Origin of the sequence: Nostocoides australiense Ben110 (assembly GCF_001050535.1) — a bacterium.
In the GTDB taxonomy this organism is placed as follows: Bacteria; Actinomycetota; Actinomycetes; order Actinomycetales; family Dermatophilaceae; genus Nostocoides_A; species Nostocoides_A australiense.
The window spans coordinates 1674567-1685850 of sequence record NZ_HG764815.1 but is presented as its reverse complement, the minus strand read 5'-3'; the positions used below and the strand labels follow the sequence as shown (position 1 = coordinate 1685850).

General features: G+C 69.5%; 12 protein-coding genes and 1 pseudogene. 5 read left to right on the top strand and 8 right to left on the bottom strand.

What is annotated here, in order from left to right; genetic code table 11:
• Nucleotides 1-609: pseudogene (locus tag BN11_RS08020) on the top strand (N-acetylglucosamine-6-phosphate deacetylase); the annotation flags it as partial.
• Nucleotides 610-1118: 509 nt separating this feature from the next.
• Here the strand turns inward: BN11_RS08020 and BN11_RS22505 are convergent.
• Entirely contained in the window at nucleotides 1119-1400 is a 282-nt protein-coding gene (locus tag BN11_RS22505; RefSeq protein ID WP_157044032.1) for a hypothetical protein, read from the bottom strand.
• On the opposite strand from BN11_RS22505, the gene BN11_RS22500 reads away from it, so the two are divergent.
• The gene (locus tag BN11_RS22500) at nucleotides 1378-1542 is read left to right on the top strand and encodes a hypothetical protein (protein ID WP_157044031.1); all 165 of its coding nucleotides are present in this window, start codon (nucleotides 1378-1380) and stop codon (nucleotides 1540-1542) included. The two genes, BN11_RS22505 and BN11_RS22500, sit on opposite strands and share 23 nt — an antisense overlap.
• Before the next feature lie 6 nt (nucleotides 1543-1548).
• Here the strand turns inward: BN11_RS22500 and trmB are convergent, their stop codons facing one another.
• The 4 genes from trmB to BN11_RS07995 form a co-directional block, all read right to left on the bottom strand.
• Nucleotides 1549-2265 carry a tRNA (guanine(46)-N(7))-methyltransferase TrmB gene (gene trmB / locus BN11_RS08010; protein ID WP_083433612.1) on the bottom strand — a complete coding sequence of 239 codons (717 nt, stop codon included), beginning with the start codon at nucleotides 2263-2265 and terminating at the stop codon, nucleotides 1549-1551.
• Nucleotides 2262-3305, bottom strand: a complete 1044-nt coding sequence (locus BN11_RS08005) for a PP2C family protein-serine/threonine phosphatase (RefSeq protein ID WP_162213187.1) — start codon at nucleotides 3303-3305, stop codon at nucleotides 2262-2264. Before BN11_RS08005 ends, trmB begins: the two co-directional genes overlap by 4 nt.
• A 71-nt stretch (nucleotides 3306-3376) precedes the next feature.
• The gene (locus tag BN11_RS08000; protein ID WP_048696435.1) at nucleotides 3377-3850 is read right to left on the bottom strand and encodes a ribose-5-phosphate isomerase; all 474 of its coding nucleotides are present in this window, start codon (nucleotides 3848-3850) and stop codon (nucleotides 3377-3379) included.
• Complete coding sequence (locus tag BN11_RS07995; RefSeq protein ID WP_048696433.1) at nucleotides 3850-4491, bottom strand: mycothiol-dependent nitroreductase Rv2466c family protein; 642 nt, start codon at nucleotides 4489-4491, stop codon at nucleotides 3850-3852. Before BN11_RS07995 ends, BN11_RS08000 begins: the two co-directional genes overlap by 1 nt.
• A gap of 148 nt (nucleotides 4492-4639) precedes the next feature.
• Between BN11_RS07995 and pepN the strand changes: the two genes are divergently transcribed.
• The 3 genes from pepN to BN11_RS07980 are packed head-to-tail and all read left to right on the top strand — an operon-like array spanning nucleotide 4640 to nucleotide 8495.
• Nucleotides 4640-7192 (top strand): aminopeptidase N, encoded by a 2553-nt coding sequence (pepN, locus tag BN11_RS07990; RefSeq protein WP_048696431.1) that lies wholly within the window; start codon nucleotides 4640-4642, stop codon nucleotides 7190-7192.
• Between the two features lie 5 nt (nucleotides 7193-7197).
• Entirely contained in the window at nucleotides 7198-8109 is a 912-nt protein-coding gene (locus tag BN11_RS07985; RefSeq protein ID WP_235435411.1) for a mechanosensitive ion channel family protein, read from the top strand.
• The gene (locus tag BN11_RS07980) at nucleotides 8106-8495 is read left to right on the top strand and encodes a globin (protein WP_048696427.1); all 390 of its coding nucleotides are present in this window, start codon (nucleotides 8106-8108) and stop codon (nucleotides 8493-8495) included. Before BN11_RS07985 ends, BN11_RS07980 begins: the two co-directional genes overlap by 4 nt.
• 3 nt (nucleotides 8496-8498) lie before the next feature.
• On the opposite strand, the gene BN11_RS07975 is transcribed toward BN11_RS07980, so the two are convergent.
• The 3 genes from BN11_RS07975 to BN11_RS07965 all read right to left on the bottom strand — a co-directional run.
• Nucleotides 8499-9287: a glycerophosphodiester phosphodiesterase gene (locus tag BN11_RS07975; protein ID WP_157044030.1), complete on the bottom strand. Its 789-nt coding sequence runs from the start codon at nucleotides 9285-9287 to the stop codon at nucleotides 8499-8501.
• 2 nt (nucleotides 9288-9289) lie between these two features.
• Nucleotides 9290-10978: a glycoside hydrolase family 13 protein gene (locus BN11_RS07970; RefSeq protein ID WP_048696425.1), complete on the bottom strand. Its 1689-nt coding sequence runs from the start codon at nucleotides 10976-10978 to the stop codon at nucleotides 9290-9292.
• A 51-nt stretch (nucleotides 10979-11029) separates the two neighbouring features.
• On the bottom strand, nucleotides 11030-11284 hold a 255-nt coding region (locus tag BN11_RS07965), incomplete at its 5' end, for an inositol monophosphatase family protein (RefSeq protein WP_048696423.1).

The following is an 11284-nucleotide window of genomic DNA, read 5'->3' as shown; positions in this document are numbered from 1 at the left end:
GCGGCCGACGGCGGGGCGCCCGGCGCGATCGTGCACTGGACCCACGCGCCGGAGTTGCCCGGCGCGGACGCCTTCGCAGAAGCATTGGTGCGCTTGGGGATCCGGCCGGCACTCGGGCATACGGCTGCCGATGGGGCCACCATGGCGCGCGCCATCACGACCGGCGCCGACGCGACGGGAGCCCCTGTCCTGATCACCCACCTGTTCAACGCTATGCCGCCCCTGCATCACCGGACGGGCGGCCCGGTCGCGGCCGCGCTGTCGGCGGCGGCTCGTGGCGATGCGGTGCTCGAACTCATCGCCGACGGGGTCCATGTGGCGCCCGAGGTCATCCGGATGGTCTTCGACCTGGTCGGCCCCGCAGCGATCGCGCTGGTCTCCGACGCGACGCCCGCCACCGGGCTCGGCGACGGGCGGCACCGGCTCGGTGAGCTCGACGTCGACGTACACGACGGGATCGCTCGCGTGTCCGACGGAGGCGCCATAGCCGGGAGCACTGCCACCTTGCCGGACTGCATGACCCGCGCGGTGGCGATGGGGATCGACCGGGACGCCGTGTGGCGCAGCGCGAGCCGCACCCCGGCGACCCTCATCGTGACACCCATGTGACGTCTGGGAATGATGTGAACCGGGGGGCGGACTGATAGAATCCGACCCGGGTGCGCAGTCGCGATCTGTCTGCTGCCCGCTCCGGGTTGCGTCGCGGGACGCACCGGTTTCACCTCGGAGGAACCCATGACCGATCGCAAGTCCACCTCGCGACGCGGGCCGCGCACCACCCGCCGGGCGATCGCCCTTCCGGCCGTCGTCATGGCGGTCGTCTGTGGTGCGGCCGTCGCGCCGGCCACCGCCGGGGTCGTGGCCGAGGGATTGGGCACCGTCATCTCCAGGGCAACGCCGACCGACACCACGTCGTCCGAGTCGAGCACCGGGTTCACCAGCCCCGATTCGACCTCCGACACGCCGACGACCGATCCCACGACGGACCCGACAACGGACTCGCCGACCTTCACGCCGCCGCCGGACCCTGAGACGACGACCACGACGTCAGTGTCCTCGACGTTCACGCCGCCGCCGGACCCGGAGACGACCACGTCGACGACGGATCCGACCACGTCCTACACCCCGCCGCCCACCAGCACCTCCACCAACTCCTCACCGGCCGGCACGACGAACAGCACGACCCGCAGTCTTACCTCGTCCACGACGAGCACCGGGGTGTCATCGCCAGGCACGACGAGCCAGACCTCGTCCACGGCCGGGGTCCCCGGAGGCGTCGTCAGCACCGCCCCCGGCGGCTCGGCCAGCGCGAGCGGCTCGGCCAGCGCGACGGCCTCGTCGTCGTCCAGTTCCTCCAGCAGCTCCGCCGCCGCCTCGATGACCTCGGAGGAACCGGGCATCCCGGAGAAGGTCGGCAGCATCGCCAACGACATCCTCGGCGGCGGCGCCAACTGGGACCTGATCAAGAAGACCTTCATCGGTCTGGCTCTGGCGGGTCTCGCCGGCCTGGCCTTCACCGTGATGCGCCCGAAAGGCCGCTGATCTCCGTCAGCCGAAGGTGACGCGCAGATAGGTCGGGGGCCGGCCCGCAGCGCGCCCCTTGCCCTCGAACCCGTCCTCGTCCTTCCACGCCGGCCGCTCGACCTGCGTCACGCGCGCCGTCGGGAAGGCCGCGAGTTGCTCGCGGGTCCAGTGGGCATAGACCGGGTGGTCGGTGCCGACGAGCAGTTCGCCGCCGGGCACGAGGATGCGTTCGATCGCCGCCAGGGTGCGTTGCTGGACGAAGCGGCGCTTCGCGTGTCTGACCTTGGGCCACGGGTCGGGGAAGAGCAAGTGGACCGCGCTGACCGTATGCGGCGCCAGTCCCCCGCCGAGCAGGTCCATCGCATCCCGCGGATAGACCCGCAGGTTCTCCACCCCGCTCGCCTGCGCTGCCGCGAGCATCCGGACCACTCCGGGCAGGTGCACTTCCGCGGTCAGGACGTCGTGGCCAGGGTGGGCGGCGGCATACCCGATCGCTGCGGCGCCGTGACCGGACCCGATCTCGAGGACCAGCGGCGCAACCCGGCCGAAGACCGCCTGCGGATCCACGGGGAGCTGCTCGACGGCATACCTCGGAAGGAGCGTGTCCATCCGCTCCCGGGTGAGATCGGAGACGCGGTAGCGCGGGGTGAAGGTGCGGATGGGGCGCGGGTTCTCGACATCGGCGGGCCAGCCGCCGCCGAGCAGCGATTCCGGTGCCCGGCTTGGGTTTTCGGGCGTCATAAGCGCCAGATCACCAAGGCGGCGCGGTCGTCGTCGGGGCCGCCGCGAGCCGACTCGGTCAGTTGCTTCGCGAGGCCGGAGAAGCTGCCGTCGCGCAGCGCGCGCTCGGCGATGCCGCCCATCCAGTCGATGCCGCCGGCCAGTTCGTTCTCGCGCGACTCGATGATCCCGTCGGTGTAGAGCACGAGCGCATCGCCGGGATGCAACTCGCCGCTGATCCGGGGGAAGTTCATATTGTCCATCAGCCCGAGCGCCGGGCCGGCCTCGGTCGTGACCTGCTCCCAGGTGCCGGTGGCAAAGGAGTACCGCATCGCCGGGGGGTGGCCGGCGCTGCTGACCGAGAAGTGCCCGAACACCGGATCGAGGTCGAGGTGCACGGCAGTGGCGAAGCCCTCGGCCCACTGCTGCCGCACGAGATAACTGTTGGCGGCCTGAAGGAAACGCCACGGTTCGACCTGCCCGAGCAGCCCGCTCAGCGCCGCGGCCAGGGTCATCGCCCGCGTGCCGGCGCGCAGTCCTTTGCCGCTGACGTCGACGAGGCAGAACTCGGCGTGGTGCGGGTGGAAGCCCTCGGCCGACAGCAGCACGTCGCCGAGGAAGGTGTCGCCATTGGCGCCGGCGATGACCCCTTCGGCATGCCAACCCTCGGGCAGCGTCGGGATCTCCCCGAGCTTCGAATGGCGTTGGCGCAGATCACGAAGCAGCGCCTCGCTGCCGGTGCCGTAGACCCCCAGACCTTCGCGGGATCGGGCCAGCACCAGCATCGTCGCCATCATGAACACCAGGACCAGGAAGATGATCAGCGCCCGGTTCCACAGGGTCGGGACGAGCACGAGGCCGACGGCCAGGCAACCGAGAACGACGCCGTAGTAGACGACGAGGTGACGGAGGGACAGCATGAGCCCCGCGAGCAGGATGAGCGGGGCGTATGCCGAGCGCGGCACGTCCTCGGGGAACCGCGCCAGGACCGCGAAGACCGCGACCGCGAGCGCGACCAGCAACGCCAATCGCAGCGCTTCGCCTGTCGGCTTGGCCGTCAAGCGGGTGCGAATCCTGTTGCGTGAGCCCGCGCGGGAGGCAACCCGCGCAGCCGAGAGCGACGTCGCCATCGTCAGCCGGTGGGCAAGGGCGGCAGGGTGCCGTCCTCCTGGTAGGCGGTGAGCATGTCGATGCGGCGTTGGTGGCGCGGGTCGTGGGAGAAGGGTGTTTCGACGAACGTCTTGGCCATCGCCTTCGCCTGCTCGACGGTGTTCATGCGGGCGCCGATCGAGAGCACCTGGGCGTCATTGTGCTCGCGGGCCAGTGACGCCAGCTCCTCGTTGTAGGCCAGCGCCGCCCGGATGCCCCTCACCCGGTTGGCCGCCATCTGTTCGCCATTGCCGGAGCCGCCGAGCACGATGCCGAGGGATCCGGGATCGGTCGCGACCGCTTGCGCCGCCCGCAGCACGAAGACGGGATAGTCGTCGGCGGCGTCGTAGGTGTGCGGTCCGTGGTTGACGACCTCGTGACCCTCCTCCTCGAGGAAGGTCACCAGTTCGCCGAGCAGTTCGTAAGCCGCGTGGTCGCCTCCGAGATGAATGCGCATCAGCCCTCCTGGTCGAAGATCGGCCCCGTGGTGCGGGTGCGCTTGAGTTCGTAGAAGCCGGGAGTTCCGGCGACCAGGACGCACCCGTCCCATAGTCTGCCAGCCGCCTCCCCCTTGGGAGAAGGGCTGACGACCGGCCCGAAGAAGGCGACGCCCTCGACGCTGATGACCGGGGTGCCGACCTCGTCGCCGACCAGATCGATCGCGCGCTGGTGGGAGGCCCGCAACGCCTCGTCATACGACTCGGAGTCGGCGGCAGCGGCAAGCTCCGCCGGCAAGCCGGCCTCGGCCAGCGCTTCGGCGATGATGTGCCCGTAGTCCTTGCGGCCCTGGTGGTGAATGCGCTCGCCCAGCGCGTCATAGAGCGGCTTGAGCACCGCGTCGCCATGCGCCGCACGGGCGGCTGTCAACACCCGGACGGGCGCCCACGCGGCGTCCATGAGGGCCTGATAGTGGGGATCGAGATCGCGACCCTGGTTGAGGACCGACAACGACATGACCGACCACGTGACATCGACCGGGCGGGCCTGCTCGACCTCCATAAGCCAGCGAGAGGTCATCCACGCCCACGGACATACGGGGTCGAACCACATCTCGGCCTGCGCACGGGCACGGCTGACCTCGGGAGCATCGTCAGGCATGAAACAAATGTATCGTGCAATTCCTGATCGCCCTCCACCCTTGCGCGTGGGAGGGCGCCGTCCGAGAGCCAGTGAAAGTTCGGCGGCGCCGTGACAGGATGACTCCTTGTGGCCCCGATCGGGCCGTCGTCGACAACAGGAGCTACCGGTGCCGGGAACGAATCTGACCCGCGAAGAGGCGCAGGACCGCGCCGCCAAGATCGCCACGACGAGATATGCCGTCGACCTCGACCTGACCACGTCCGCGGAGACCTTCCGCAGCGTGACGACGGTGCGGTTCACCTGCTCGGCCCCCGGCACGGACACCTTCATCGACCTGATTGCCCCCAGCGTCGAGACGATCACGCTCAACGGCGAATCTCTGGACCCCGCAACGCATTTCGCAGATTCGCGGATCGTCCTGCCCGGGCTCGCCGCCGACAACGAACTCGTCGTCGATGCGACCTGTGTCTATATGAACACCGGTGAGGGATTGCACCGTTTCGTCGATCCGGTCGACGACGAGGTCTACCTCTACACCCAGTTCGAGGTGCCCGACAGCCGCCGCATCATGGCCGTCTTCGAGCAGCCCGATCTGAAAGCCGAGTTCAGCTTCACCGTCACCGCGCCGGACCACTGGCAGGTCGTGTCGAACGCGATCACGCCCGAAGCGGAGCCGGTGCGCGAAGGCGTGGCCCGGTGGGCCTTCCCCGCGACCGGACGGATCTCCTCCTATATCACCGCCCTCGTCGCCGGACCGTATGCCGTGGTGCGTGACAGCGTGACCACCCGCGCCGGCGAGATCCCCCTCGGCGTCTTCTGCCGCACCTCGATGCTCGAGCACCTCGATGCCCAGAACATCATCGACTGCACCAAGGCCGGTTTCGCCTTCTTCGAGGAGATGTTCGACACCGCCTACCCCTTCACCAAGTACGACCAGCTCTTCACGCCGGAATACAACATGGGCGCGATGGAGAACGTCGGCTGCGTGACCATCAACGAGCTCTACGTCTTCCGCGGCAAGGTCCCCGACGCCATGGTCGAGCGTCGAGCGCTGACGATCCTGCACGAACTCGCCCACATGTGGTTCGGCGACCTCGTCACCATGAAGTGGTGGAACGACCTGTGGCTCAACGAATCCTTCGCCGAGTGGGCGTCCACGACCTGCCAGGCCGAGGCCACCGAGTGGGTGACCGCCTGGACGACCTTCTGCACCCACGAGAAGGCCTGGGCCTACCGCCAGGACCAGCTCTCCTCGACCCACCCGATCGTCGCGGACATCGGTGACCTGCACGACGTCGAGACCAACTTCGACGGCATCACCTACGCCAAGGGCGCCTCGGTCCTGAAACAACTCGTGGCGTATGTCGGACGGGAGCAGTTCGTCGCCGGCCTGCGCACCTACTTCGCCAAGCACGCGTGGGGCAACACGACGCTCGATGACCTGCTCGACGAACTCGAGGTCGCGTCCGGCCGGGACCTGCGCGCCTGGTCCACCAAGTGGCTCGAGACGGCCGGGGTCAATGTGCTGCGGCCGGTGCTGGCCACCGACGACCGTGGGCTGATCGGCGAGGCGGCCATCGAGCAGACCGTCGCTTCTGGGGACGACCTCCTCCGGCCGCACAAGTTGAAAGTCGGATCCTTTGTGCTGGAAGGCGATTCGTTCCGGCGTATCGCTTCCTACGAGGTCGACGTCGACGGCGCCCGCACCGAGGTTCCCGGCCTGATCGGGACGGCGGCACCGGACGTGGTGCTCGTCAACGACGAGGACCTCGCCTACGCCAAGATCCGTCTCGACGAGCGCTCCCTGGCCGCGGTCCTGGCTCACCCGCGCGGCTTCACCGACACCCTCCCCCACTCGCTGGTCATCGCGGCCCTGTGGGATATGACCCGGGACGCCGAGATGCGCGCGAGTGATTATCTGCCCTTCGCGCTCGCCGCCATCGAGGGCGAACGCGACTCGACCCTGCTGCGCACGCTGCTCGCTCAGGTGTCCACCTGTCTGACCCACTACCTCGCGCCCGAGCACCGGCCGGCGGCCCGGGCCGAGGTCGTCGCCCGGCTGCGGGCGCTCGCCGAGGGTGCGCCCGGCGGCAGCGACTCTCAGCTCCAGTTGCTCAGCGGGTATGCCTCCTTGCTTGCCCCGGGCGACGACCCGGCATACCTTCGCGGGCTGCTGGACGGCTCGACGACCCTCGACGGCCTCGCCGTCGACACCGACATGCGGTGGACGCTGGTGACCGCGCTGGCCGCCATCGGCGCCGAAGGCGAGGGCGATCTCATTGCGGCGGAGCTGGATCGCGACGACACCTCCAACGGACGGGAGCGTGCCGCCCGGGCCCGCGCCGCCCGGCCGACGGCGGAGGCCAAGGCGGCGGCGTGGGCCGAGGGGGTCGAGAACGCCAGCACCCCCAACACGGTCATCGACGCCCTCGCGGTGGGCTTCAACAAGGCCGACGACCCGGCGCTGCTGCTGCCCTATATCGCGAAGTTCCTCGACGGCGTCATGGACGTCATGGCGACCCGCACCTTCGCCATCGCCGAGGCCATCAACGGCTTCTATCCGAGCGGACTGGCCGGTCCCGAACTGCTCGAGGCGACCAACGCCTGGCTCGACACCCATCCTGACGCGCCGGCGCCGGCCCGGCGCACCATCGCCGAGAACCGCGACGGCGTCGCGCGCGCCGTCGCCGCGCAGGAACGCGACCGCAAGGAGGCCTGATCCCGGTGCCTGCCGCCCTCCCGGACTGGACTCGGGCCGAGGTCTGGGACTGGTTCGACGGTGTGCCCATCCGGGTCATCGCCACCATCGCCGGCGCCATCGTCGTGCGCTGGCTGCTGCACCGGATCATCCGGCGCATGGTGGCCCTGGCGATCGCGCGCGGCGAACGGGAGGAACGTTCGCGCACCGGACGCGTGCTCGCCCACGCCACCGGCTGGTCGCTGGACCGGCACCGCCAGCGCTTGGCGACGCTCGGCACCCTGTTGCGCAGCATCATCACCGTCGTCGTCTCCCTCGTGGCGCTGTTGACCGTGATGTCGCTGCTCGGCATACCGCTGGCGCCGCTGCTCGCCTCCGCCGGCGTCGGCGGCCTCGCGCTCGGCTTCGGCGCGCAGAGCCTCGTCAAGGACTTCCTGTCCGGGGTGTTCATGATCATGGAGGACCAGTACGGCGTCGGCGACGTCATCGACGTCGGGGAGGTCATCGGAACCGTCGAGGATGTCACCCTGCGCATCACGTCCCTGCGGGACGCCAACGGCGTGACCTGGCACGTGCGCAATGGCGAGATCCTGCGCGTGGGCAACAAGAGCCAGGGCTGGGCGCAGACGATCGTCGAACTGCCGATCGGGTATGACGCGGACGTCGAGGTCGCACTCACAGCGCTCGACAAGGCCGTCGCCGGGTTCGCGGGCGATGCCACGTGGCGGGACAAAGTGCTCGAGCCGCCTCAGGTCCTCGGCGTCCAGTCCCTCACCGGCGGCGCGATGACTCTGGGGATTCTCGCCAAATGCGTTGCGGGAGAGGAATTCTCCGTCCAGCGCGAGCTGCGTTTGCGCGCGAAGCACGCCCTCGACCAGGCGGGCGTACCCGGTCCCCGGCCGATCGGCATACCACCCAGCACTGGAGGTGCCCCGTGACCGAGCAACAATCCGTCACCTTCTACGAGGCCGTCGGCGGACACGAGACCTTTCGCCGGCTCGTCGCGCGCTTCTACGAGGGCGTGCGCCAGGACGAGCCGCTGCGCGCGCTCTATCCGGAGGAGGATCTCGGGCCGGCCGAGGAACGACTGCGGATGTTCCTCGAGCAGTACTGGGGCGGCCCGACGACCTACTCCGAGCAGCGTGGCCATCCGCGGCTGCGGATGCGGCACGTGCCCTTCGCGGTCACTCCCGACATGCGCGACCGCTGGCTGCTGCACATGATGGACGCCGTGGATTCCATTGCCCTGCAACCCGCCCACGATGCGATCCTGCGCGACTACGTTACGCGCGCGGCCTACAGCCTCGTCAACACGATGGATTAGCCCTCACACCGTCAGGCCGCGCTCCGCGAAGACCTCGCGAAGGGCGTCGGGCCGATCGGTGACGATGCCATCGACGCCGAGATCGAGGAGGCGGTGCATCTCGTCCGGCTCGTCGATGGTCCACACGTGGACATGCTTGCCGATGTCGTGGGCCCGCCGCACCAGCGCCGGCGTGACCAACTCGACCCGTCGGCCCCGGACAACGTGATGCGTGGGGATCTGCAGCACTGCGGCCGGCGAATGCAGCAGCCGGCTCACGAGCCACGGGGTGAAACGCAGCGCGGCGACACCGGTCATGCCGGCGGCCGTCGCGAGCCGCGGGCCGAGCGCCTTGCGCACGGCACGCAGCCGGCGTTCGGAGAAGGAGCCGACACACACCCGGTCGCGCACTCGCATGCGCTCCACCGTCTCGACGAGCGGCGCGATCGCGCCGGGCGCCTTGACGTCGATATTGACGTGGGCGCCGGGGAACTCCTCGAGGACCTCCGCGAGCAGCGGTATGCCGTCGCCCGTCGGTGTCCGCACTTGCGCGAGGTCGGTGTGGCGCAGCGCCGCGATCGCCCCGGACCCGTCGGTCACCCGGTCCAGGTGCGTGTCGTGGAAGGCGACGAGCGCGCCGTCAGCGGTGGCGTGGACGTCGGTCTCGAGATAGCGAAATCCCAGGTCGATCGCGTGCCGGAACGCGGCGATCGTGTTCTCCCGCTGGGCGTTCGGCGCGTAGAGCGCGCCCCCGCGGTGGGCCAGCCCCACCGGGCCGGTCAGGTCGAAGTAGGGGTGGTCGGCCGCACGCATCGTCAGAGTCTCGCCCACACGGCCGTGTCGGTCGGCACCGAACCATCGGGGCTGAGCGCGTCCGAGGACAACAGCACCTGAGCGCCGTCCGGCAGCGACACGGAGTCCGCGCCGAGGTTGACGAGCACCAGTGTGTCCGCCGCGCCGCCGTTGACATACGCGACGACGTCCGCGCCGTAGCTTGTGACCTCCGCCAGGCTGCCGAGGCCGAGAGCCCGGTCCCGGCGCAGACCGATGGCCGCCCGGTAGAACTCCAGCGTGGATCCGGCGACGTCCTCCTGCGCATCGGCCGCCAGGGCGGCATACTCCGGCGGCTGGGGCAGCCACGTCCGGCCGGTTGCGCTGAAGCCGAGGGCGGGCTGAGTGGCGTTCCAGGGCAACGGGATCCGGCAGCCGTCCCGGCCCTTCTCCTTGCCTTCGGTGCGCATGAAGGTCGGGTCCTGGCGCACTTCACCGGGCAGCGCCGTGTGGTCCGGGAGCCCGAGTTCCTCGCCCTGGTAGATGTAGGCCGACCCCGGCAGACCCAGCATCAGCAAGGTCGCGGCCTTGGCGCGGCGCAGACCCAGCCGGGCGTCCGGTTGCGGGTCGTCGGCGCCGATGCCGTTGGGGCGCCGAGGGCCGACCGGCAGGCCGAGCCGGGAGGTATGCCGCACGACGTCGTGATTGCTCAACACCCAGGTCGTCGTCGCATCGACCGCATCGTTGACGTGCAACGACTTGGCGATGACGTCGCGCAAATCCCGTGCCCGCCAGGCGCATTCGAGGAAGTCGAAGTTGAAGGCCTGGTGGAACTCGTCCTCGCGCAGATAGAGCGCGCCGCGCTCCGGCGGATTGACCCAGGACTCGGCGCACATGATGCGCTCGGGATTGTCGTAGGAATTCAGCAGGGCGCGCCACGAGCGATAGATCTCGTGCACACCGTCCTTGTCCCACATGGGCGAATCCGAAGTCGGACGCGGGTCGTCGTCGACGAAACCGTCCCAGTCGGGCAGCTGCTGGTCCTTCACGAGGGCGTTGGCGACGTCGACCCGGAATCCCGCGACGCCGCGGGCCAACCAGAAGTCGATGATGTCGAGGAACTCGGCGCGCACCTGCGGGTGCTCCCAGTTCAGATCCGGCTGCTTGACGTCGAAGAGGTGCAGATACCACTGCCCCGGGGTCCCGTCCGGCTCGATCACGCGGGTCCAGGCCGGGCCGCCGAAGACCGACTTCCAGTTGTTCGGCGGGGTCTGCCCCGCGGCGCCCTTCCCGTCCCGGAAGAGGTATCGCTCGCGCTCCGGGCTGCCCGGACCGGCGGCCAACGCCGCCTGGAACCACGCGTGCTCATCGGAGGTGTGATTGGGCACCAGGTCGACAATCACCTTCAGCCCCAACGCATTTGCGTCGCTAAGCAGATCCTCGAAGTCGGCGAGCGTGCCGAACAGCGAGTCGACGTCGCGGTAGTCGGCGACGTCATAGCCGGCGTCCGCCTGGGGCGAGCGATAGAACGGCGAGAACCAGATGGCGTCGACTCCGAGTGCCTTCAGATATGGCAGTCGAGACCGCGCGCCCGGCAGGTCGCCGATCCCGTTGCCGTCGCCGTCGGCGAAGGACCGCGGATAGATCTGGTAGATGACCGCATGCCGCCACCAGGACGCATCGGCGCGGTCACGGGCATGGATCGGTCGAGAATCGAGGACGGTCACGGTCATCTATTGGATCGCACCGGCGCGGCTTAACCAAACCGCGCGGCTCACGTCCGGTCAGGCCGACGTCAGCAGGTGCGTCACCTGGTCCACCACCAGCGAGGCACCGGCGATGTGCCAGCGCCGGTCGCGATGGTGAATGACCGATCCGACGCCTCCGACACCGCGGACCAGCGCCAGCCCGGGATACCAGTCCCAGTCGGCCGTGCCACATTGCAGGAACGCACCGGTCCGCCCGGTCGCGACGGCGGCCAGTTCGCTGGAGGAAGACCCGAACATCCGCACCGTCGCGGCGCCCCGGGCGGCCGCGAG

What these genes read in the sequence shown, in the direction of transcription:
- BN11_RS22500 (WP_157044031.1), top strand. Translation starts at nt 1,378, where the DNA reads ATGACCTCGGAGGAACCGGGCATCCCGGAGAAGGTCGGCAGCATCGCC.
- BN11_RS22505 (WP_157044032.1), bottom strand. Translation starts at nt 1,400, where the DNA reads ATGCCCGGTTCCTCCGAGGTCATCGAGGCGGCGGCGGAGCTGCTGGAG.
- trmB (WP_083433612.1), bottom strand. Translation starts at nt 2,265, where the DNA reads ATGACGCCCGAAAACCCAAGCCGGGCACCGGAATCGCTGCTCGGCGGC.
- BN11_RS08000 (WP_048696435.1), bottom strand. Translation starts at nt 3,850, where the DNA reads ATGCGCATTCATCTCGGAGGCGACCACGCGGCTTACGAACTGCTCGGC.
- BN11_RS07995 (WP_048696433.1), bottom strand. Translation starts at nt 4,491, where the DNA reads ATGCCTGACGATGCTCCCGAGGTCAGCCGTGCCCGTGCGCAGGCCGAG.
- BN11_RS07975 (WP_157044030.1), bottom strand. Translation starts at nt 9,287, where the DNA reads ATGCGTGCGGCCGACCACCCCTACTTCGACCTGACCGGCCCGGTGGGG.
- BN11_RS07970 (WP_048696425.1), bottom strand. Translation starts at nt 10,978, where the DNA reads ATGACCGTGACCGTCCTCGATTCTCGACCGATCCATGCCCGTGACCGC.